The 21,778-nt window shown below is 54.4% G+C and carries 19 protein-coding genes and 2 pseudogenes; 13 read left to right on the top strand and 8 right to left on the bottom strand.

Annotated elements, in window-relative coordinates; all coding sequences use genetic code 11:
• The first annotated feature begins 9 nt into the window (after nt 1-9).
• From istB to RAE21_RS18890, 9 genes and pseudogenes are all read left to right on the top strand, one after another.
• Nucleotides 10-783 carry an IS21-like element helper ATPase IstB gene (gene istB / locus RAE21_RS18850; RefSeq protein ID WP_313881564.1) on the top strand — a complete coding sequence of 258 codons (774 nt, stop codon included), beginning with the start codon at nt 10-12 and terminating at the stop codon, nt 781-783.
• A gap of 172 nt (nt 784-955) precedes the next feature.
• Nucleotides 956-2,197: pseudogene (locus tag RAE21_RS18855) on the top strand (IS5 family transposase); the annotation flags it as partial.
• A gap of 370 nt (nt 2,198-2,567) precedes the next feature.
• Complete coding sequence (locus tag RAE21_RS18860; RefSeq protein ID WP_313882749.1) at nt 2,568-2,993, top strand: hypothetical protein; 426 nt, start codon at nt 2,568-2,570, stop codon at nt 2,991-2,993.
• Between the two features lie 631 nt (nt 2,994-3,624).
• Entirely contained in the window at nt 3,625-4,176 is a 552-nt protein-coding gene (locus RAE21_RS18865; RefSeq protein WP_313882750.1) for an RNA polymerase sigma factor, read from the top strand.
• 343 nt (nt 4,177-4,519) lie between these two features.
• Entirely contained in the window at nt 4,520-5,992 is a 1,473-nt protein-coding gene (locus RAE21_RS18870; RefSeq protein ID WP_313880209.1) for an IS5 family transposase, read from the top strand.
• A gap of 24 nt (nt 5,993-6,016) precedes the next feature.
• Nucleotides 6,017-6,313 (top strand): hypothetical protein, encoded by a 297-nt coding sequence (locus RAE21_RS18875; protein ID WP_313882751.1) that lies wholly within the window; start codon nt 6,017-6,019, stop codon nt 6,311-6,313.
• 354 nt (nt 6,314-6,667) lie between these two features.
• The gene (locus RAE21_RS18880) at nt 6,668-7,387 is read left to right on the top strand and encodes an NYN domain-containing protein (RefSeq protein ID WP_313882752.1); all 720 of its coding nucleotides are present in this window, start codon (nt 6,668-6,670) and stop codon (nt 7,385-7,387) included.
• Between the two features lie 594 nt (nt 7,388-7,981).
• Nucleotides 7,982-8,497 (top strand): annotated as a pseudogene (locus RAE21_RS18885) (transposase); the annotation flags it as partial.
• A 169-nt stretch (nt 8,498-8,666) separates the two neighbouring features.
• The gene (locus RAE21_RS18890; RefSeq protein ID WP_313882753.1) at nt 8,667-9,536 is read left to right on the top strand and encodes a hypothetical protein; all 870 of its coding nucleotides are present in this window, start codon (nt 8,667-8,669) and stop codon (nt 9,534-9,536) included.
• Between the two features lie 123 nt (nt 9,537-9,659).
• Here the strand turns inward: RAE21_RS18890 and RAE21_RS18895 are convergent, their stop codons facing one another.
• From RAE21_RS18895 to RAE21_RS18905, 3 genes are all read right to left on the bottom strand, one after another.
• The gene (locus RAE21_RS18895; protein WP_313876345.1) at nt 9,660-9,986 is read right to left on the bottom strand and encodes an XRE family transcriptional regulator; all 327 of its coding nucleotides are present in this window, start codon (nt 9,984-9,986) and stop codon (nt 9,660-9,662) included.
• Nucleotides 9,967-10,344: a type II toxin-antitoxin system RelE/ParE family toxin gene (locus RAE21_RS18900; protein WP_313876344.1), complete on the bottom strand. Its 378-nt coding sequence runs from the start codon at nt 10,342-10,344 to the stop codon at nt 9,967-9,969. Before RAE21_RS18900 ends, RAE21_RS18895 begins: the two co-directional genes overlap by 20 nt.
• An 80-nt stretch (nt 10,345-10,424) precedes the next feature.
• Nucleotides 10,425-12,089, bottom strand: coding sequence for a site-specific integrase (locus RAE21_RS18905; protein WP_313882797.1), 1,665 nt, complete (start codon nt 12,087-12,089; stop codon nt 10,425-10,427).
• A 60-nt stretch (nt 12,090-12,149) separates the two neighbouring features.
• Between RAE21_RS18905 and RAE21_RS18910 the strand changes: the two genes are divergently transcribed.
• Both RAE21_RS18910 and RAE21_RS18915 read left to right on the top strand, forming a co-directional pair.
• Nucleotides 12,150-13,145 (top strand): IS1595 family transposase, encoded by a 996-nt coding sequence (locus RAE21_RS18910; RefSeq protein ID WP_313882754.1) that lies wholly within the window; start codon nt 12,150-12,152, stop codon nt 13,143-13,145.
• A gap of 595 nt (nt 13,146-13,740) precedes the next feature.
• The gene (locus tag RAE21_RS18915) at nt 13,741-14,394 is read left to right on the top strand and encodes a LysE family translocator (protein WP_313882755.1); all 654 of its coding nucleotides are present in this window, start codon (nt 13,741-13,743) and stop codon (nt 14,392-14,394) included.
• A 409-nt stretch (nt 14,395-14,803) separates the two neighbouring features.
• Here the strand turns inward: RAE21_RS18915 and RAE21_RS18920 are convergent, their stop codons facing one another.
• The 5 genes from RAE21_RS18920 to tnpA all read right to left on the bottom strand — a co-directional run bounded on the left by RAE21_RS18920 (nt 14,804) and on the right by tnpA (nt 19,586).
• On the bottom strand, nt 14,804-15,205 hold the full coding sequence (locus RAE21_RS18920; protein WP_313876341.1) for a type II toxin-antitoxin system MqsA family antitoxin: 402 nt from the start codon (nt 15,203-15,205) through the stop codon (nt 14,804-14,806).
• A 2-nt stretch (nt 15,206-15,207) separates the two neighbouring features.
• Nucleotides 15,208-15,510: a type II toxin-antitoxin system MqsR family toxin gene (locus RAE21_RS18925; protein WP_313882756.1), complete on the bottom strand. Its 303-nt coding sequence runs from the start codon at nt 15,508-15,510 to the stop codon at nt 15,208-15,210.
• 294 nt (nt 15,511-15,804) lie between these two features.
• Complete coding sequence (locus RAE21_RS18930) at nt 15,805-18,771, bottom strand: Tn3 family transposase (RefSeq protein WP_313882757.1); 2,967 nt, start codon at nt 18,769-18,771, stop codon at nt 15,805-15,807.
• 147 nt (nt 18,772-18,918) lie between these two features.
• Nucleotides 18,919-19,194, bottom strand: coding sequence for an IS66 family insertion sequence element accessory protein TnpB (gene tnpB, locus RAE21_RS18935; RefSeq protein WP_346432779.1), 276 nt, complete (start codon nt 19,192-19,194; stop codon nt 18,919-18,921).
• On the bottom strand, nt 19,191-19,586 hold the full coding sequence (tnpA, locus tag RAE21_RS18940; protein WP_313876360.1) for an IS66-like element accessory protein TnpA: 396 nt from the start codon (nt 19,584-19,586) through the stop codon (nt 19,191-19,193). The genes tnpB and tnpA overlap by 4 nt, the downstream gene beginning before the upstream one ends.
• Before the next feature lie 338 nt (nt 19,587-19,924).
• Here tnpA and RAE21_RS18945 point away from each other — a divergent pair, with 338 nt between their 5' ends.
• A complete protein-coding gene (locus RAE21_RS18945) occupies nt 19,925-20,836 on the top strand; it encodes a type IV toxin-antitoxin system AbiEi family antitoxin domain-containing protein (RefSeq protein ID WP_313882758.1) in 912 nt (303 codons plus the stop codon).
• Entirely contained in the window at nt 20,836-21,687 is an 852-nt protein-coding gene (locus tag RAE21_RS18950; RefSeq protein ID WP_313882759.1) for a nucleotidyl transferase AbiEii/AbiGii toxin family protein, read from the top strand. Before RAE21_RS18945 ends, RAE21_RS18950 begins: the two co-directional genes overlap by 1 nt.
• The last annotated feature ends 91 nt before the right edge of the window (nt 21,688-21,778 follow it).

Below are 21,778 nucleotides of genomic sequence, written 5' to 3' on the forward strand. Positions count from 1 at the left end.
GAGACCCCCATGATGATGAATACGACATTAGCCCAACTGCGTGAATTGAGGCTGGAGGGCTTGGCCACGGGGCTGCAGGAGCAGCTCAGTCAAGCAGGCGTGGCGGCCATGAGCTTTGAAGAGCGGTTGGCGCTATTGGTAGACAGGGAGGTGCACTGGCGCAATGACAAGCGCCAAACCCGCCTGTTGAAACAGGCTAGGCTGAAGTATCCGCAAGCGGCTATCGAAGACATTGACAGCCGCGCCGGGCGCGGCATTCAACGCAGTGCAGTGATGAGTCTGGCCCTGGGCGGGTGGGTGCAAAGCGGACATGCTGTGCTGATTACGGGGCCGACCGGGGCGGGTAAATCCTGGCTGGCCTGTGCGTTGGCCCAACATGCGTGCCGGCGGGGCTTCAGTGCCCACTACCAGCGGGTGCCACGACTGGGGGAGGAATTGCGTATCCGCCATGCCAACGGCACGTTTGGCAAGTGGCTCGATCAGATCCGCAAAACCGATGTCCTGCTGCTCGATGACTGGGGCATGGCTGCGCTGGACAGCCAGAGCCGGGCGGACTTGCTGGAGATCATTGATGACAGGACATCAAGTCGGGCCACGATCATTACCAGTCAGTTGCCCATTGAGCATTGGCACGAGTGGATTGGTGACCCGACAGTGGCCGATGCGATGCTGGACCGGTTAATGGAGAACCATCATCGCTTCACGATCACGGGTGAGTCGTTGCGAAAGAAACCTGCACCCGGAAAAGGCAAAACCGCCAACGCTGAGTCCGCGGCGGGTTGATTAAGAAAAGCCCCAATCAACCAACCTGACAAGGAGTCACTCTGCCGAAAAACCACCTCGGCCTAAAATAAAAGAGCGCAATATCAGTTCCTCACTGCCGCTGCGTTCATATTGGCCGGAATCCATGTTCACGATCCCGGAATCGCCGTTCATCTTCGCCGAAATACGCACCCGGTTAATGGTTGCCTTGCTGTACCTCAAGCATGCGTTCAATGAGAGCGACGAGGACGTGATCCAGCGCTGGGGTGAGACCCCCACTTGGCAGTACTTTTCTGGCAACGAATACTTTGAACACCAGTGGCCGTGCGACCCGACACAACTGGGGCGCTTTCGTAAAGCTCTGGGCGAAGAAGGCGTGGAAGAACTGCTGGCCCGCACCATGGAAGTGGCGGTCACCCTCAAGCTGATTGCCAAGAAAGAATTGACCCGCATGATCGTGGACTCCACGGTGCAAGAAAAAGCTGTGGCACATCCCACCGACAGCAAGCTGCTGGAGACCGCCCGATCCAAGGTGGTCGAGTTGGCCAAAGCCAATGGCATCGAGCTCAAACAGACCTACGCCAAAGAAGGCCAACTGCTGGGCTACAAGGCTGGGCGCTATGCCCATGCCCGCCAGTTCAAGCGCATGCGCAAAGCCATCAAACGCCAGCGCACCATCGTTGGACGGCTGCAGCGCGAGGTGGCTCGCAAGATGACCACGCTCAGCCAAGCCATACAAGAGACCTTGGGCCAGACCTTGGACAAGGCCAAACGCTTGGTCACGCAGACCGGCAGTCGCAAGGCAGTGGACAACCGCGCCAAGCTCTACAGCTGGCATGCGCCCGAGGTGGAGTGCATCTCAAAAGGCAAGAGCCGCAATCCGTACGAGTTCGGCGTGAAGGTGGGTCTGGCCATGACGCTCAAGGGCAATTTGATCGTGGGAGCCAGGAGCTTTCCCGGTAACCCGTATGACGGGCACACCATGCACGAGCAGATCGAGCAAAGCGCTATCCTGATGCAAGGCTTGGGGGTCAAGCCCGAGGTGGTGTACGCAGACTTGGGCTACCGGGGTGTGGACAAAGACAACCCGGACATTGAGATCAAACACCGGGGCAAGGACAAGCGGTTGACCGATGAAGAGCGCAGACTGCTCAAACGGCGCCAAGCGATCGAGCCGATCATCGGGCACCTCAAAGCGGATCACCGCATGGACCGCTGCCACCTCAAAGGCTCAGCAGGCGATGCACTGCACGCGGTGCTGTGCGCGGCGGGCTACAACATCCGCTGGCTGCTGCGGATGATCGCCCGGAAAGGCCTGGGCCTTTTGTTGTGCCTGCTGCAGGTGAGCGGTTTGACGGGCTTGTTTGAGAAATTGGCCAAAATCATCGGCCTCAACCGACTGCAAGGCTCAGATCGGCGCTGGGGGGTGGCTTGAAGTGAATTTTGCAGGGACGACTACTTAAGTTCTTCCTCAAATACCGCACGTTCCTGCGTAGCCGTGTGCCTAAGCCGATTTGCAAAAGTACTCGCCAGCTCTTGACGGGTGAGGAGCACCCGCATTGGCTGACGATGCTGGGTTTTGGCCCCCTGATGCCTCAGCAAGGCTGACCCGTTGCAGGTCGACGAGCCTGCCGCCACTCCATCGTGCCGAACGATAAATCTCGAAATCCTTACGGAGAAACGATCACGTCTGTGTTAGCCGAAACCCGCAATTTTGAAGCACACCTTAAATAGCATACCGCAAGGATATGAAAGGAATGAGACGGTATGAATGAAACAATATCAAACAAAGTTTAGGAGCCTATATGAAATGTTCCGTAACAGTTTTGTGGATTCTTGGTGCATCTATAGTACATGCCGAAAATCATCAGACACTGATTATTGAATCATTATCTCGACGCCTAGCACCGACAGCACAGCGTGCCAGCTTGGGAAGTAGTAGTTCAAGCCTTGAAATAACTAAATGGCAGTATCTCCCAAAGCCTTCGCTCTCAGTTGAGAGCGTTAGTGCTGCGAAGAAAGACTACTCATATCAAGTAGATGAACAAGTTACTACATTAAGGATGCAGCAACAAGTCTGGACTAGGGGGTGGATTGCCGCCAGAGTTAAAGACTCACACACCCCCTTTCGGCTAAAGCCGAAAAAATCAAATTCGTTACTAACTAACAAAGTAACGTATATCAATGCCTCGAGTCGATTAACCAATTTAATGATTGCAGCAATTTCATAAATTGTTTGAAAAAGACACAGATCAGAAAAATATGTCTTGCTATTTACCAAGTAAATATGTCTAGAACAGTTAACACAACACGACCAGAGCTCATCCTTGGGCGAAACGAGCCTAGCCAAATTCTTGCTTTGCGCCTTGAAGACGGGGTGTTGAGCACAGCCTCCAAGTCGGGCATTACCCGCCTTTCACCAAGGTCGGAGAGTCCGACACACATAACTAGTCGTGAATTTGCTGAAGCCTGCGCGAGTGAACGTATTCACCAACTTTTTACCCAAGGGAAACCGAACGGCTTGGCTTTGTTATTTTATCTCGTCGATAACGCCAATCTTTGTGTAATTTGCTCATGCAATCGACTCGCCCGGCAATGGAGCAAATTAAACAGCTTGATTCGGTTCCTGCGGCGCCACCATTCGTCTTGGATGAATTCACAGTGTCACTTAGTAAAGCTACTGATCAAAGTGAATTTATTAATCGACAGTTGCCAACGCTCACTGAAATCAAATTCGTCTGACGTACTCAATAAAGGATTTGCAATGACCTCTACTCACGCTCGATCTCGCCATCTTCGCCACGCTTGTGCTTGGTAGCGTCAAGGTATCTCTACTACATGCTCACCGCGGAGAGGTGTAAAATGAAAAACGATGATACTTTCGTTACAGGTCAGGAAGTTAATGTTGATGCGATTGTCAATATTGCGATTACTAAGTATTCGAAGTTACAGCGATTCTTACGGCGCTTCGAACGGGACCCATTCCTTGTGGAAGATCTTGTTCAGGATGTCTTTGTCGAGGTGATCAAGTCTGCTTCACGATATGAGGGCAGATCGAATCCTGAAACTTGGATATTTGGTGTTGCCGCCAACTTGGGGCGAAGTCATAGGGCAAGCATGTCCACGAGCCGATTCTGCGGAAGAGAGGTGCAAATGGATGAAGAAGATATTGAGCTGCAGCATGTTGATATGAGTTTTATGGATAATTTAATTGCAACTGAGCGCTTGCGCCAGGTTCAGGCAGAGGTCGAAACAATGTCACCATCCCTTAGAATGACGTTTGAGTCGATATTCGTATACGATTTGACTTATCAGCAAACTGCAGATTTTCTGAACGTGCCTATTGGCACGGTTCGATCCAGGGCCTCCCGTTTGCGGGAATTATTACAACCGCGAGATCCGGAATTTCACTAGGTGCTCGATAAAGACGGCTGGCGGACTGTTGGGGAGATTGTTGGGTTCTCTCGCATAAGAACTGAGCGACAACAACGGTTTTCAGGCTAGTTTTCGCATTTATTTTGGATTGTCAGCCTGTTTTCGTAAGTTGTTTCGCTCCATCGGTTTGAGGGTGTTGGGGTTGAGGAGTTTTTGCGGGGCCGACTACCTAGTCCGCACTGAATAACACCTAAGGAGTTGTCCCTGCAAAACCCCTGCAACCCGCATGAACGCTTGTGATCTGGGGTGATTCCGGATGGTCAGAACTCTCAAATAGATATTCAATGGAGTCTGTTTTCTGGGAGTTTTTGAAAGCAGCGCCATGACCGATGACTTTTTCCGCAACCGCCTGGATCAGATGATCGATTTGCGCCACCCTCTGGCGGTGCTTGCTAACCGCATGCCTTGGCAAGAGATCGAAGCCTCCCTCGTCCAGCGCTGGGCACGCCAGGTCAAGTCTGGCAAGAAGATAGAAGACTTGGACTTGTTTGGTCCGGTCTCGGCCGTTGCCGGTGGCGGCGTCTCCAATGCCGGCCGTCCCCGTCTGCCCACCCGGTTAATGGTTGCCTTGCTGTACCTCAAGCATGCGTTCAATGAGAGCGACGAGGACGTGATCCAGCGCTGGGGTGAGACCCCCACTTGGCAGTACTTTTCTGGCAACGAATACTTTGAACACCAGTGGCCGTGCGACCCGACACAACTGGGGCGCTTTCGTAAAGCTCTGGGCGAAGAAGGCGTGGAAGAACTGCTGGCCCGCACCATGGAAGTGGCGGTCACCCTCAAGCTGATTGCCAAGAAAGAATTGACCCGCATGATCGTGGACTCCACGGTGCAAGAAAAAGCTGTGGCACATCCCACCGACAGCAAGCTGCTGGAGACCGCCCGATCCAAGGTGGTCGAGTTGGCCAAAGCCAATGGCATCGAGCTCAAACAGACCTACGCCAAAGAAGGCCAACTGCTGGGCTACAAGGCTGGGCGCTATGCCCATGCCCGCCAGTTCAAGCGCATGCGCAAAGCCATCAAACGCCAGCGCACCATCGTTGGACGGCTGCAGCGCGAGGTGGCTCGCAAGATGACCACGCTCAGCCAAGCCATACAAGAGACCTTGGGCCAGACCTTGGACAAGGCCAAACGCTTGGTCACGCAGACCGGCAGTCGCAAGGCAGTGGACAACCGCGCCAAGCTCTACAGCTGGCATGCGCCCGAGGTGGAGTGCATCTCAAAAGGCAAGAGCCGCAATCCGTACGAGTTCGGCGTGAAGGTGGGTCTGGCCATGACGCTCAAGGGCAATTTGATCGTGGGAGCCAGGAGCTTTCCCGGTAACCCGTATGACGGGCACACCATGCACGAGCAGATCGAGCAAAGCGCTATCCTGATGCAAGGCTTGGGGGTCAAGCCCGAGGTGGTGTACGCAGACTTGGGCTACCGGGGTGTGGACAAAGACAACCCGGACATTGAGATCAAACACCGGGGCAAGGACAAGCGGTTGACCGATGAAGAGCGCAGACTGCTCAAACGGCGCCAAGCGATCGAGCCGATCATCGGGCACCTCAAAGCGGATCACCGCATGGACCGCTGCCACCTCAAAGGCTCAGCAGGCGATGCACTGCACGCGGTGCTGTGCGCGGCGGGCTACAACATCCGCTGGCTGCTGCGGATGATCGCCCGGAAAGGCCTGGGCCTTTTGTTGTGCCTGCTGCAGGTGAGCGGTTTGACGGGCTTGTTTGAGAAATTGGCCAAAATCATCGGCCTCAACCGACTGCAAGGCTCAGATCGGCGCTGGGGGGTGGCTTGAAGTGAATTTTGCAGGGACGACGAATTGCAACTGCGCATCCACGAAGTCCACCTGTTTCATGAATGGATGCCACGGGCGGGATGGCCCCGTGACCTTGTTACCACCATCAAGCATGTGCAGCAAAACATCCAACGCAGAGGTGCGGCGCAAGATGAGTTTTGGACAAAGGTGCTGATGTCCGCTTGGGACGCCAGAGAAAAACGGTATGAACTTGCAGATTGGGTCCAGTCACAGGACCCGAAAAACGCATATCAGGTGGCGGAGATCATGAAGATTCTGGAGATCGGCTGGATGCAGAAAAAGATCAGCCAAAGGACCTGAAACCTTGGGATCTTTCGATCACGTTGACGATGCTAAAAGTTTAAGCAACGTCTCGAAGGCCGCATGCTTTAACGATCTGGGCTACGTTCAGATGGGTTATCAACAGACCTGTGTACTTTCCCCATGGATAAGTGCGTAAATCAATCCAGCCGTGGGTCATCAATGTGGGGATCTATAGTCCTATGGGTCATGGAAGCACGACCGCATGGAGTCCACATTTGTTGACAACGTAAATATTTTTGAGATAATCGACTCACTACTCATCCTTAGAGGTGTCATTCAGTTGGCTCCCTCCTGGGACGAAAAAGCCGCTCCCTGTGGGCGGCTTTTTCACATCTGGAGACAAGCGCAAAAGTGGAGCAAAAGAACGCCTCCCCTCGACGTACTGGGGTGTATGTCGATGGCTACAACCTGTATTACGGACGCCTCCGCGGAACCACATTCAAGTGGCTTGACCTCGTCACTTTTTTTGAACACTTGTTGAAGCGCCGGGACCAAAACGAGGTCTTAACGCGTGTCAACTTGTTCACCGCCTTCGCAGCTGCTCGCTTTTCCACCCATTGCGAAGCTTCCGTACAAGCACAGGGTGCCTATCACCGGGCACTTCAGCATCGACATGGTGACCGGTTCGGTATCACCTACGGTACGCATTCCACGGATGACAAAGGAACACTGTTGCCCACCTTCGTAGAGAGCGCAGCCTACGATCGAAATGTGCGCACCAGGGTTTGGAAAATCGAAGAGAAGCAGACGGATGTGAATATCGCTCTCGGCATGTACCGCGATGTTGCCAAGGGATTGGTCGACCGTGTGATTCTGGTTTCCAACGACAGTGACACTGAGCCCCTACTGGAAGCAGTGCGACAGGATTTTCCGAGCATCATGATCGGCGTTGTCATGCCACGCCATCCAGTCATTGCTGCTAATCAACCCCAAAGAAGGCGAAGTGGTTCATTGGCGGCTCGAGCAGATTGGACCATCGAGTCCATCTCGGATGAGCATCTTCAAGCCGCATTGCTGCCCGATGTTGTCCCTACCAAAAAGAAACCTATTCGCAGGCCAGCACATTGGTAATTCGGTTCATTTCAAATGCTCCTATGGCACCTCCCAACATATCGGTGAGGACTCTGCGATGCAACCTTCCAGACCCGTTGCTACGCTCACTGCCATCTCAACAACGGCTGTGATTAAGGATTGAAGAGGTGCGGTTGTCGTGCCCTTCACGCTCACTGACCTAGCTATCAGGCATTACTGAGTAACTCAAATTGCTTCAGATGCGACGGATATGAAAGATAGATTGTCCTGTAACTGACGAGCTGGCTTGTCTAAACCAGATGGTGGTGTGCGTCCCAGGCGGTTCCGTACTCTGCTCCCCTTTTAGTCATCAAGACAGGTTACAGCGGATCGTCTGAATCAGAATATGGAGCATGCCGCTATGCCAGACGCGGATTGTGAAGGGCCTACTCGTGGACTTCGGACCGCCGTCTATTCGGGCCAAACGAGAGTTGTGGCTTGCGCAGGCGGTCGTGGCGCTTTGACGTACTGTATTGAATGCGCTTCAAGACTAGACCAATCTAAATGGCGATTCGTCAGCGGGATGGTGACTCTTTTGAAAAGAATTCTTCAGTGGTTTCAGGCACATCAGAATTAGCAGTACACTTTGGCGCTATGCGCCGCCGAGATTTCCAGCGGTTGGTGGAGTCCTTAGAGTCCCTCAGCCCCCATCAATTGCGTCAACTGGACGAGACCGTAAGCAAGCTCGCCCAGCAAACTGCCGTGCGGGAGCTCGTAACTGCGCATGTGGAACGTGAGGGGCAATGCCCTCACTGCCAAGGTAATGCGTTCCAGCGGTGGGGGACTACTGCGTCCGGGGAGCAGCGATACCGGTGCAAGAAGTGCTTCAAGAGCTTCACCGGGCTCACGGGTTCCCCGTTAAACGGCCTCTGGCATAAAAGTCTGCTGCTGGAGTACGCCCAGTGCATGAAGGTCGGTTTGAGCGTGCGAGAGACTGCTGAGCAACTCGGACTGCACCGCAATGTGGTGTTTCGTTGGCGACACCGACTGATGCCGCCAAATAGCGCGCATCAACCCGAAGCATTAGAGGGAGTGGCAGAGGTCGATGAAGCCTTCTTTCGGGAGTCGTTTAAGGGTCTCAAGAAAGGAATGCCTCGAACAGCCCATAAGGGGTAATCTCGGTTTAGGTGCAAATAGTAACGGTAAGGTGCAAGGGTTTACCCTTGGTTTTTATGGCAACAATGGACAATGTGGCCTCCCAATCGAGTCACCAATGGCGGAAATTAACTTGGCTTAAACTGCGTCCGCAATTCGTCCGAGCTACCTACATACCGCGCCTATGAATGTCCAGCATCTACTGCCAAGGTTAACGCTTCACCGTCAGTTTGCCGAAGACCTTTGGGCGGCCAAGGCACCCTGCTTTGCATTGGGCATGGTGGAGGAGCGCCAAGAGCCGATGGGCCTGTTGGCACTGCGTCCACCCAAGGCCATGCCGAAGGAAGCCATGGCCTTGGGCTTCAATTTCGGCCACACCCTGGTGGGCAATGCAGACTTTGAAGTAGTTCAGCTCTTCTTTGAGTTCTATGGTTTTGCCACCTACAGCGTGCTGCTCAATCCCAACAACCCCTTGGTCAAGCAGGTGTTGTCCCATATGCTGGCCAGCAAGCAGTATTTTTTCTTGGCCCTTGCACCCGATGCGACGGTGACAGCCTTTCGCGCGGAGTTTGAGGCCGACCGCTTGGCTGGCTTGCGTGAGCATTGGCCCCGTCTGCAAAACTCCCGTACCAACGATTTGCAGTACCAAAAAGCGGTCAAGGTCATCCAGAAACAGACGCAGGACCCCGACGCTTTGCTGACCTGGGTGTGCCGTGACCATGTGGACTGTCTGGACCCCCGAAAAGACCCCTTGGAGTTAACGCCTAGAGGTGCCCAGGCACCGCAAGACAAGAATCGCGACGAGCGCCTGGCCATCGCCCAATTGCTGGATGCCAAAATGCGTGAGTTTGAACGCACCGACAATGGCAACCAGTTGGAGTTGTTGGCCCAGATGGCCCCCTATATGGAGCTGTTTCAACAATTGATGCAGTCGGCGCAGAAAGAAGAGATGAACGTCCTGTGCGAGGCGCACCCGGAGCTTGATCGCTTTGTCCAACTGTTGGCGCATATTGCCCAAGGCATCCAGTCGGGGGCAATCACCGTGCCGCGTTAACTACGCATGCCCACATGCATCACTCAAATTCATCCTGTTTTGGCAGCCGTCTGAAATTTCCGCCGGTTTGGGCGTGGAACCCCATCTAGCAAATTGGGGGGCAGGACGTGGCACCCGGAAAAGTCACGCTACCGCAGCGGACCCAAGGTCACCAAAGTTGCTTATTTTGACCGCGCCATCCGGAAAGCGCGCAATCACGTCCAACTGCCCACCCATCGCTTCAATGTGACTGCGCAGCGTTGATAGATACATGTCCGTGCGTTTTTCCATTTTGGCGATAGATGGCTGCTGGACGTGCAACACCTCGGCCAGCATCTTTTGGGACAGGCCACGGGCTTGCCGTAATTCGTTGAGTGGCATTTCGGCAAGCATCGCTTGTGCCTTAACCGCTGCCCTCGCTTGGGCCTGGGGCGCCATGCGCGAGCGCAAGTCAGAGAATTTGTTTGCCATTTATCAGTCCTTCCTTCCGAAGTTGCTCTATGTGTTCATCGTAGAGTCCGTCCGCAATCGGGATGTGTACGTCATACCACCGGTCGTCCCCAGTCTTATCGCCTCCGATCAGCAGGATGGCCGACCGTCTAGGGTCAAACGCATATAGAGTTCGATACGGTCGCCCATCGTGCTGCGTGCGCAATTCACGCATATGGCTGTGTTTCGATCCGTTAATCCCGCTGCTGTGAGGAAACCCCAAATTCGGGCCTCGATCCTCCAGCAAGCGCACGGATGCATCCAGAGACTCTTGTTCATCTTCAGACAGACCGTTCCACCACTCGCCGAATTCGTCTGTGTACTCAACATCCCAAATCATGCGACAAGTATAGCCTCCATGGAATATTCCGTCAATGGAATAAAGCAGAGCTAAAAGAACGCGCTATCCTGCCCATCCCTTTATGACCGCGCCCCAAACGCATCACCCATCTGCCTAGCCCGTTTGACCTCATCGGTGTGCAGGTAGATCGACGTTGTGGCCACCGACGCGTGGCGCAAATTGTCGCGCACGGTGGTCAGTTCGGCACCGCGCGCCAAAGCATGCGTGGCGTGCGTGTGCCTCATCCAATGCGGACTGGCTTTGCGCAGCTTTTCCGCAGTGGCAGGTGCCTCCTTTTCGATTGCAGTCGCTACCGTGGTGAAGAATCGTTTCATAAGGCTCCAGACCCTGGTGGCGGTGATGCCCGATTTTCCGTCTGGGTCGCCCAGGTCGGCAATCAAGGGGGTGGAAGGCTTCCAATGCGCTGGCGTAATGGGCAAACCCCGTTGCATCAGCGAGTGGTCCAACGCGGAGCGCACCAGCGGCGGCAGTGCAACTTTGCCCGACTTGCTGCCCTTTCCAACCAATTTGATCCAGTGGTCGCCATGCGAATCGACTTCGATTTGTCCCAGTTTGGCGCCGACCAGCTCGCTGACCCGCAGTCCCGTGGCATATGCAAAGTCCAGCACAAAGCGCAAACGCTGCGCCGCCGGTACCTGCCAACCATAGGTCCATTCCAGCCCGTCGGCCACCGCACGGATGATGGCCCATTCCCCTTCAGAGAACACCCGCCCCGTATCCATAGGTGCCGCGTGCGAAGCACCACGCACTTTGACCCCAGAGAATGGGTTGGCCAACACATAGCGCTGCTCCATGAGCCAGCGAAACATGGCACCAAGGACCGCCAAGGCATAAGCCACAGAGCGGGGTGCCAAACCGCCCACAAAGGGTTTCCAGTCCGGTGATGTTCGCGCCTGGGGTGGGCCAATCCACCGCCTGGCCGGTGTCGGGTGCCGCAGAAACGCCCGGTAAGCAATGGCGTCTTCCGTGTTCAGGGAAGATAGTGCTTTGCCGCGTTCGACGATGGCCCACAGGATCAGTCGCTCGGCCTCTTTTCTGTAAGCACGCTGGGTGGCGGCCGCCTCGTGCAAGGACAGCCAAGCCTGGACAGCTTCGTAGTCATTGGCAGAATTCAGCGTGCAACTCTCAGGTGGCGCACGAAAGGTCCCACGGGAACCATCCACCTCACCGGGCACCACGAGCATCTCCCAGGGCTGCACTTCCTGCTGGGCATTGCGAACGATCAGGGCACGAGCGCGCTCAACAAGCTGCGGGTGCTGGGAAAAGAAGGCCTCAATCTGCCGGGCACCAGTCACTCCCAGCCCAGGTACAGCCACCCACCAGCGCCGCCGGCGCGGTACGCGCACAGTTAGGTCGGCCAGGGTGTCGATGCCATGGGCTTTCAAGGACCGCACCGAGCGCTCAGACAGCCACAAACCGATATCGTCGGTGATTTGCGGCGCTGGCGGGGTAATGGTGCGCAGCAGTTCAATGGCGGCAACAGCCGCGCGGCTGTGCTGGATGCGTTTCTGTTCGGAATGCTCAAAGGCACTGGCAAGATCCTCGCGTCTACGAAGCCTTGCAAGGGTCGCCAGCTTCCTGCGGATGTTCCCTATTTGAGATCGTGAAGACTGCCCCGAAAGCCGTTGGTCACCCAGATACTGGTCAACAGCATCCCGGGTGGACATTCCTGAGTACCAAGCGCGCAGGGCGGCAAGCTCAGCCGTTCCCGGAAATCCATCGATTTCTGGGCCATTTGTTTTGGCTCTGTCACCTTATCGTGTTGGTGAGTACACTTTGGCGCTATGCGCCGCCGAGATTTCCAGCGGTTGGTGGAGTCCTTAGAGTCCCTCAGCCCCCATCAATTGCGTCAACTGGACGAGACCGTAAGCAAGCTCGCCCAGCAAACTGCCGTGCGGGAGCTCGTAACTGCGCATGTGGAACGTGAGGGGCAATGCCCTCACTGCCAAGGTAATGCGTTCCAGCGGTGGGGGACTACTGCGTCCGGGGAGCAGCGATACCGGTGCAAGAAGTGCTTCAAGAGCTTCACCGGGCTCACGGGTTCCCCGTTAAACGGCCTCTGGCATAAAAGTCTGCTGCTGGAGTACGCCCAGTGCATGAAGGTCGGTTTGAGCGTGCGAGAGACTGCTGAGCAACTCGGACTGCACCGCAATGTGGTGTTTCGTTGGCGACACCGACTGATGCCGCCAAATAGCGCGCATCAACCCGAAGCATTAGAGGGAGTGGCAGAGGTCGATGAAGCCTTCTTTCGGGAGTCGTTTAAGGGTCTCAAGAAAGGAATGCCTCGAACAGCCCATAAGCGCGCTATGCCGGCGGGCAAGCGAGGAATCTCCAAAGAGCAGATTCCTGTACTTACAGCCGTATCCCGCGGCTCCCGCACAAGCTTCATGTCTGTGTTACCTGGTGTACCAAGTGCTTCCTCGATTACTTCTTCTTTGGGGCCGCTCCTGTCCAAAGATACGGTCTTGGTATCGGACTCAGCAAGTTCGTATAAAACCGCAGCCAAGAACTTGGGAATTGTTATCCGTCAAATCCCCAGGGGGACTCACAAGCTGGGGCCGTATCACATCCAGAACGTTAACGCTCTGCACAGTCGCATGAAGAGCTGGTTCAAACCCTTTAAGGGAGTTGCAACGAAGTACCTCCCTGTCTACTTGGCGTGGTTCCGGTTCTACGACGAGAGCGGATGGTCACGAGTCCCTGAAGACTTGATAAAGGATGCCATATCCAGACCGCGTGTGAGACCCAACGGCCCCTCTGAAACATCAACATTGGAGTAAATTCCAACACGATAAGGTGACAGAGCCTTTGTTTTTGCCAAACTGGCTACCTCGTACTTTTGCATTTATTGAGTTTATGACTAAATTGAATCTAGCGTGGTAATAATCGTTATCTCGATAGCACGCATTTAAAGCAGCCTTTTTACACCCAACTTGGGATGCTTCCTCTTCAAAAACGGTGCGAAATCTCAACCAAGATACGCAATTGACGGGTGTGGTTCGACTTTGTGCGTAACCACAGAACAGAGCCACCAATTCCAAACCCCGCCCTCATTCCAGTGCAAACCAGGGCACTTTTCTGGTCCTAAACCTAGCAAAAACACCGAATTGGACTGCGTTTTTGACCGTCTCTTTCAGGCTGGAAGCGGGTGCAGAGGTTTGCGATCTGCTTGCCTCATAGCTGCCAATGGATACCAGGGACGGACGGGCAGCTTTGGGGTGATCATTTCTTCAAGGTGGGCACCCGCCATGGGCTGGAACCTGACTTTCGGGGCGCCACGATGGCTGGCTGTTCCCGACCCAATGCTGCCCTTGAGTCTGGAGCTGCTAAAGTCAGCAACGCAGGCATCACACAAATCCACCTTGGTACCGAGCCATGAATACCACTCTCTACCTCTCATTTCTGATTACGAGTCTAGTGGTTCTCGCCATTCCTGGCCCATCGTTTGCCTACGCGGTGGCCGTTGGCGCACGAGCGACGCGTGGAGAGATCGCCTTCAACGCCATTGGTATGGGCTTAGGCGGACTTGCGATAACAGTTGCGCTTGCATTGGGCGCCTCGCAACTGATCGCAGCTTCGCCAACTGCCTACATGCTCCTCCAAATCACCGGCTGCGCTTATCTCATCTATCTTGGTTTAGTTGCACTTAGGGCCACGCCTGCGACCCTGGCCTCGCCGCCTGTGCAGCCAAGCCGCAGGAGCGCTGCCGGAGCTGCCGTCCAAGGTTTCATTGTTGAAACCGCGAATCCAAAAGCCATCTTGTTCTATGCATCGCTCGTCCCACAGTTTGTGGATCCATCCGTGGGAGATGTTGCGTTCCAGTTCTTCATTCTGGGAGGAACGTTTGTAGTGCTCCAAGTTGGGTGGGACATCTCCCTCATGTTTGGAATCAGACACCTGCGGTCGCGAGCCCAATCGCTTGTGCCAGCAAGGTTTCAGCGCTTCACGAGTAAGGCAAGTGGAGTCATCTTCATCTCTCTTGGAATTGCGCTGCTGCTTCAAGAGCGGCCATCATCAAGTGCGCGGTGATGCCTAACTAAGTAAGCAGGTGTAACCTGCTATAAATTTGAACACGCCTTTTTATTGTTGTAAATCATGCGGTTACGATGAGGTAAAAATATAGATCGTTGAGCCACATCACTTATCCCCTCGGTCAATTTGAATGGACGCAATCGCGGCGCACCTGACTTGCAAAAGCGAGATGTGACCGACTGCTTCTGGCCCTCTGCGGGTGCAACTAGCCGGACAGTGACTGACCGCTTCCGCGGCAAACATGAAGTCTACGACCGCCTGCTGACGGGCACCCCGGTGGACTTCCAGTAACCCGCCTTTCGCCAGTACCCGCAACCGCTGCAGTGCCGGTCTACGATCTTCTCCATTGCGGACCTTCATCTCCAGCAGGTAGGGTGTACGCAACTATGACCGCCCCCAATCGAAGTTAGGCCGCTCTAACTTCGTTGAGCAGATCAGGGTGACGCTCAAGCACCTTGAGCAACTTAACGAGGGCCAGCGGAGGCTTGGTCTTGCCGTTTTCGTAACGAGAAAAGGCATTGACCCCACCACCGAATATTTCAGCTGCCTGGCGCTGGTCTAGGTCGAGCCGCTTGCGCATGGTGGCAATGTAGGCGGGATCGACATAGGCCGCGTTTACCTGGCGCTGAAACTGGCCCAGCATTTCGCTGTAGCGGTCACCGTGTTCACGGTTCAGTACCACCTCACCGCAGGCCGGGCAAAAGTCACCCGTCACCGCTGGTATGGTGGCGGATTCGCCCTTGTAGGTATAGGGCATATCGCGGGTGTCGTGGATCAGTTCGGCGGCACCGCAGCATGGGCATTTCATGGTCACAGCTCCTTGAAAGAAACAATTAAAACGTCATCAATAACGGTCAGCTTCAAGTACACATCGGTACTATTGGCTATCTTGGTGTGGTACACGTCCTGCCAAATTCGGTGATCGGCATGGGTTGTCATGCTCTTGTAGAAGTCGGCGGATGTGAGCGACATGACAACTGCGCACATCCCAGCCAGGTCATTGATACCCAAATCACGCGCACCGCTGAAGGCGCTTGCCGTTGCACGAACCATTCCAGCGGCAACCAAGGCCTGAACGACTGGCAGCTTGCAGTGAGGGGTGCCCTTTTCCATACTGCAATTATAACCTAATAGGTTAATTGAGCAATTGGGTTAGTGCCGGGGGTTTTGTGGCTTATGGCTTAGAACGCCAATAGCGCGTTCAAAAAGCCACAAAAGTGCGCTTTTGGATCGCCACAAACACGCGCCGGTTTACGTGCAAATCGTATCGGTAAGCAATGCTCAGTCCTTCAAAATCAACAACTTACAACGTGCCGCTTTTTGGATGGTGCCGGTTTGCGTGCAGATAGTAACGCTAAGCACCGATCACAACGTTGGGCTTCTGCCAGCCAAAATGTGGACAACTTACTAGAACGGCGCGACTTGGGTTTTCTTTTTCGTCGTGGGCATGCGCTGCAACAAGTCATCCAGGAATCGTTCTAGCTCGAAGGCAATGGTTCCCCGGAAATTGATGTGGCTAAAGTGCACAGGCCCCATGCGGCGCACCCAGTTATCGTCAATGGGTTGTCTTCTGGCCTTCCAGTCATCCACCACTTGCTGCATTTTCATGGTGTTCCAGGCAATGATGGCGTTCGTCAATAGCGTATGGGCTCCAGAAATCGCCCACAGCTCATCGCGCCTGCGTCCACGTTGGGTTCCTATGCGGCCCTGGTGAACAGCGCGCTGCAACTGGTGGACAGACTCGCCACGATCCAGCAGTGCATGCATCTCCCGGCGGAATTCTGGTTTGCTGAAATAGTCGCACAGAAAAATGGTGCGCAGCAGTTTGCCAATCTCGTCAGCGGTGGAATGCAACTTGTCCCCCTTGGCTGCACTGCCAAGCCTTTGCAGCCCTTCTCTGGCGGTGAGCCGCCCCTCGCGAATCGATGCCACAAACCGCAGAAATGTATCCCAGCCGACTTTGACCTTTTTAGGGCTGACTTTTCCTGTTCTCAAGCGCTCCAGTGACTCCGGCAGCTTGATGGAAGGCGGCAGGTACAGCATGCGCTCAGAGATTTGGCGCAACCTCACACAGAGGTCAAACTGCAAAAACTTTGCCACCGACATGGCCGCATTGGTGTACCCGTGGGTGTCGACTGCCAGCAGTGACAACTTGATTTGGTCCTCCCGTCGGGTCGCGTTATGGCTTTCCACGCCGTGGACTGCGCTGGCAGCCTGCCGATCATTGAGAACGATGGGCTGGTTGTAAAACAGCCCATATGAGTCCCGCACATGCGTATAGATACCAATACCTGGTTGCTTGCGGCGATATTCCATACGCGCCACATGTAAATGGCGCGACGTGTCCATCGTCATCGAATCGGCCGATGCCTTGTCACCGTCGCCCCATAACTTGGAGATGTCCATGGATTGCTGAAAATCCAGAATCCGTTCATTGGCCTTGGCCAAACGCCCCTGGCTCTCCATCGCCCGCATGGCAGATGCTATTTGCGACACCTGCACGCCAGGGATCATCTGTGCCACGCCCCTTGCGTCGTTGTCCGTCCCGTGTGCCAGCAGGGCACCATACAGTGCCGTCAACTCCTGTGCGGTCTTCGCCTTGCGCCCCAGCAACACCTCGCTAAAACCTGACCTGGCGTCAATTTCTACCAGCAGTTGCCCGTGCTGAACCGGGCCGATGATTTCAAAGATGGAATCCCGCGTTCGGGCGACTTCGGGCTCAACGTCCAAGGCAACAATGGCCGGAATGTGCAAATGTCCTTGTCCGTCAATCGTGACACGCCCTTCATCCACGGCGGTGGCGAGTTCAGAGAGGGAGTGCTGAACTTTTTCACAAAGTCGGGCAAGGTATTTTTCCGGATCAGCTGTCAGGCTCATGGCGCTTAGGAAACCGCCGCGCATGGCCTGCCAATCTGAGATTGGAATGAGCTGCTCTTCGCGATCCCGGTGCTTGCGGCTGTGTGCAAGCCACAGTTTTCCGCCCTTGATCTCTTTGCGTACCGAGGACATGACACAGGCCTTGAGCGCTGCCAATGCCTTCTTGCGGTCCGGTAACTGTAGCATCGCACGCCAATTCGGCGCAGCCAGCGAGATGTCAAAGTCGCCAGGCAGTTCACCAACCCGGCGCTCAACCAGGTCGCGCAGAATTTTGACCTGTTTGAGTACGGTGTTATTGTCGTCACCCCGTACATCGAACACACCCATGGCATTGACCAAGGCAGAAATCCGGTGCGACTCATCCTCAACAAGTGATTGACGCACCAAAGATGCGCGACTGTCCTCGACGGTGTGCGGCTCGTTGGTGATCAGCTCCTTTATTGCGGCTACCTTTTGCTTGTCGGATAATTTCCCATCATAGAGAACAGCTTTGAGCTTCACACGCTCGGCGCGAAGGTCGGTGGATCTGCGGACTTGCAGTTTCTCGGCATGGTTGGATGCAAAGCGGTAAATGTCATTTAGCCTTCTGCCGGTGATGTCCGCGGACACGTCGGTCAGCTCGTACAACAGAGTATGCAGAAAGCAGCACAGCTCTAGTGCCTTGCGATCAGGTGCCAGGCGTTCGGTGTCATAGGGTGGACGATTGACTACCGCCTGGCTGTATGCCTCTCTGCGGGCAGGGGGAATGGCAGACAGATCCCATTCATGGACTTGCAGCGTTTTGAGGTAGGCCACCTTTTGGATAGTTTCATTCAGCGTCCTTGGGCCGTGCTTGGCGGGGGCGGTTCGCAGCCATTCCAACACTGACGCGCCAGTTGGGCCCCTGCGCTTCGAAAACATCCTGGACATAACGATGTCTAAATTGCGACGTGGCACACTTTGGCGCACCGTTGCAATGGCGACGTCGTCTTGGGCGGCAAACGCTTGCCGAGCTTGGTCCCGCAAGGTGCGGTCACCCGGTAACACATATTGGTTTTCGAACAGCCACACCTCGGCCGACTTCACCAAATCGTGTATCGATACTGCTGACTTGGAAAGGTGGGCCAAGACGTCGGTGACTTTATGCTGATCTTCTTGACCCAGTGCCTTATAGCCAGCGTAGTTGCGCGCCCAACGCTGGTGTTCAAACCGCGTAGTTGGCCGGGAATAAAGCGTTTTGAGCGACGCAATCTGTATCATTGCAGCGTTGACTCCAATCCTCTTGGACAGCGACTGAAGAAGCAGCCGAGGAAGGCCGGTGAACGAATCAAGAGATCGGCCAGTGGCACGCAGACTTACCAACAGAATGGCAGCACCGAGGCGGCCAATGCCACGGAAGTTCGACCGGATTTCCTCAACATCAGCGTCGCTGAGGCTGAAGTCTTCGTCAATCTCGTTTTGTGAAATGGATTTGGGCAGGCTTGTTTGACCGACAAACCGAAGGCGGTAACTTGGCAAATTCTGTCTCCGACGTCATAGCTCCCTGCGTGCAACGCCGACTATGACATCAGTTCAAGGCAGTGGGGCAATCGTAAACGCACCATAGTCCGTCGCCACCAATGAAAGTAAGGGTTAACCCTTATGCCTTACCGATACGATTTGCACCTAAACCGAGATTACCCCCACTGAGCCACTCAACGCCTGTGGCCATATGAAGCGGCCTTTTTCCAGCCGCTTGGCAAACAGGCACAAGCCCTGTCCATCCCACCAGAGTAACTTCACGATGTCACCGCGCCGCCCCCGGAACACAAAGACATGGCCGCTAAAAGGATCTTGTTCCAGGGCGCCTTGCGCAAGGGCGGCCAGACCATCAAAGCCACGACGCATGTCGGTGAGGCCTGCAGCCAGCCAAATCCGCGTGCCAGCGGGCAAGCCAATCATGCGCAATCCCGAAGTGCCAACAGGACGCTGCGCACATTGACCGGATCAACGCAGCCACGCAACAGCACGCGGGCACCACCAATTTCGACCTCAATGACACCCTCTTTACGCGCAGATCTTTCGGGCTCAGGTGTCGGCACCGTTAAAGGCGATTCTTGAGGATCAACGGACACCGGCAGCAGCACTGGTAGATGCATCGCCCGCGGAGGACGCCTGCGATCAAGTTTGGCCTTGCGCCACTTGAATACCAAGTTGGCATTGACGCCATGCTCCAGCGCCACTGCGGCCACCGACGCGCCAGGTTGCTCGACCAGCTCAAGAATCTTGCGCTTGAAGGCAGCACTGTGCCTGCGCTTAGTAGTAATGACCGGGGACAAATTCAACTCTTGCATGGTGTGCACTCTGGCCAGTTAAGTGCACACCTCCAATGGAGTGCAACTGCTGCCCATACTGCCCACCAGCTCAGGTCTGCGCAAGAACGGTATTCGCCGAGCTATTACGGGCTATCACAGCAATCGGTGCGAGTAAGGATTGTCAACTAGATGGAGTTGGTCCCGTCCGAATGTCATTTAATCAATGGCAGATGGGGTTACGCCACAATCCTACAATGAGTCCTAGGACTCATTGTAGGATTGTGGCATTAGATGCGTCAACTAATTTCTTTCAAAATTTCATTTCCATTGATAGGATCAGCGTCCCGAGGACGCTGATCCTATCAATGGAAGACATAGTGACACAAACCGAAACAGTAAATTCCGTGATTAAACCCATTCAAGAGCGAATGGCAACATGGGATCGGCCTGTCATAACGGCATACGAATTGGGAGTGTTGGTTGCGAGCGAGTTGGATACGAAACCAATTACGGCTTCTTTGCTCAATGAGGTCGTTCGTACGCTCTCATCTTTCGGTCTCATTTCGCCTTCGAAGGACTTCAAACCTGGAACAGTGTTTCATCTATTTGGCCGAGTGAAATCACAAGCGAAAGAGGTAGCTTGCTCCGTCGACCCATTTGCTTACGTGAGTCATTTGAGTGCCATGGAATACCATGGCATCACCGAGCGATTCTCCAAAATCCTCTACCTCTCTACTCCATCCGATCAGGAATGGAAGGAGCAAGCGGACGGACGCATGGAAAAGGATCTCAAGCCAAATAAGGAATCCTATTTGGCTAACAAGTTGCCTGCACTGAAGTTCCAGAAGTTCGAGCGTATTGATGGAATGCGGGTTGAATTGATGCGGCGTTCCCATCGCGGAGCATTCAAGACCATTAAGTCGCCGTCTATTCGTGTCGCAATGATTGGGCGCACATTTCTAGATATGCTTCGTGAGCCTGACTTCTGTGGCGGCATGCAACATGTGGTCGATGTTTACCGGGAGTACGCTGGCACCTATCTGAAGCTCATTGTGGAAGAGGTCAGCAAACACGGAACAGCGATCGAGCAAGCGCGTGCCGGGTTTTTGCTGGAATCGGTATGCGGTTTGTCAGAGCCGCAGATTGATATCTGGGCAACTTCCGTGCAACGGGGCGGATCCCGAAAGCTCGATCCACAAGGTGAGTACGCTCCCTTCTTCTCAGAACGTTGGGCACTGTCATTGAACGTTCCGACGTTAAGTTCGTCAGGTGAGAGCTTGGAGGATTGATGAACGAAATTGAGATCGAGGCATGGGTTGAGAGTGCTCCTCATGGCCAACAGGGCTTCCGAGAAGCAGTGCATATCATTTTGGATGGCATTGGACATTCGCAAAATCTGAGTGCCAAGATGGTCATGAAAGGCGGATTGCTCTTGGCTATTCGGTATGACAGCTCCCGTTACACCCGGGATTTAGACTTCTCCACACAAGATCAATACACTGCAGCAGGCGCTGACGTTCTGTTGACTGAGTTACGGGACGGGCTTATAGCTGCTGAGGACCGCCTTCCGTACAACACGGCATGTCGTATTCAGTCCTACAAGGTTCAGCCAAAAGGCGAGAACAAGACTCACCAAAGCCTTGCGCTGAAGATTGGATATGCAAATCGCAGCAATCCCTCACAGATTGCCCGCTTAGAAGCGGGAACAGCTGGACAGGTTGTTGAAATTGATTACAGCTTCAACGAAGCGGTATTTGATGTTGAAGTATTGGAGTTGGAAGGCGGAGCAACCATCCACTCGTATTCCTTGAGTAATGTGCTTGCTGAAAAGATGCGTTCACTGCTTCAGCAGCCTATACGAAGGCGCAACCGTCGGCAGGATGTGTATGACATTTGGTTGTTGCTGGAAACAATGCCTGCGCTGAGCGTTGAAGACCATAGCAAAGTCCATCAAATCCTAGTTGCTTCTTGCCTATCTAAGGGCATTGAACCTCATATGAACTCGATGGAGTTAGATGAAGTTGTATCGATGGCGCGGAGTGGCTATCAAGACTTGGCCGCTGATGTCGATGGGGAGCTTCCATCATTTGATGATGCGATGGCACGAGTCATGGCCTTGTATGGAGCATTGCCTTGGTAGTTTGGGTCAGCTAAGTCGAATAACTCTTTGTTCATTTGCGCTTCGAAAGGTCGCCTAAAGGCCACTAAAACCTGCTCTTGCTCTGTTGTAA

The sequence above is a fragment of the Rhodoferax potami genome (genome assembly GCF_032193765.1).
Lineage (GTDB): Bacteria > Pseudomonadota > Gammaproteobacteria > Burkholderiales > Burkholderiaceae_C > Allorhodoferax > Allorhodoferax potami.

What these genes read in the sequence shown, in the direction of transcription:
- RAE21_RS18915 (WP_313882755.1), top strand. Translation starts at nt 13,741, where the DNA reads ATGAATACCACTCTCTACCTCTCATTTCTGATTACGAGTCTAGTGGTT.
- tnpB (WP_346432779.1), bottom strand. Translation starts at nt 19,194, where the DNA reads ATGATTGGCTTGCCCGCTGGCACGCGGATTTGGCTGGCTGCAGGCCTC.
- RAE21_RS18920 (WP_313876341.1), bottom strand. Translation starts at nt 15,205, where the DNA reads ATGAAATGCCCATGCTGCGGTGCCGCCGAACTGATCCACGACACCCGC.
- RAE21_RS18900 (WP_313876344.1), bottom strand. Translation starts at nt 10,344, where the DNA reads ATGATTTGGGATGTTGAGTACACAGACGAATTCGGCGAGTGGTGGAAC.
- RAE21_RS18925 (WP_313882756.1), bottom strand. Translation starts at nt 15,510, where the DNA reads ATGGAAAAGGGCACCCCTCACTGCAAGCTGCCAGTCGTTCAGGCCTTG.
- istB (WP_313881564.1), top strand. Translation starts at nt 10, where the DNA reads ATGATGATGAATACGACATTAGCCCAACTGCGTGAATTGAGGCTGGAG.
- RAE21_RS18890 (WP_313882753.1), top strand. Translation starts at nt 8,667, where the DNA reads ATGAATGTCCAGCATCTACTGCCAAGGTTAACGCTTCACCGTCAGTTT.
- RAE21_RS18895 (WP_313876345.1), bottom strand. Translation starts at nt 9,986, where the DNA reads ATGGCAAACAAATTCTCTGACTTGCGCTCGCGCATGGCGCCCCAGGCC.
- RAE21_RS18870 (WP_313880209.1), top strand. Translation starts at nt 4,520, where the DNA reads ATGACCGATGACTTTTTCCGCAACCGCCTGGATCAGATGATCGATTTG.
- tnpA (WP_313876360.1), bottom strand. Translation starts at nt 19,586, where the DNA reads ATGCAAGAGTTGAATTTGTCCCCGGTCATTACTACTAAGCGCAGGCAC.
- RAE21_RS18950 (WP_313882759.1), top strand. Translation starts at nt 20,836, where the DNA reads ATGAACGAAATTGAGATCGAGGCATGGGTTGAGAGTGCTCCTCATGGC.
- RAE21_RS18860 (WP_313882749.1), top strand. Translation starts at nt 2,568, where the DNA reads ATGAAATGTTCCGTAACAGTTTTGTGGATTCTTGGTGCATCTATAGTA.
- RAE21_RS18865 (WP_313882750.1), top strand. Translation starts at nt 3,625, where the DNA reads ATGAAAAACGATGATACTTTCGTTACAGGTCAGGAAGTTAATGTTGAT.
- RAE21_RS18910 (WP_313882754.1), top strand. Translation starts at nt 12,150, where the DNA reads ATGCGCCGCCGAGATTTCCAGCGGTTGGTGGAGTCCTTAGAGTCCCTC.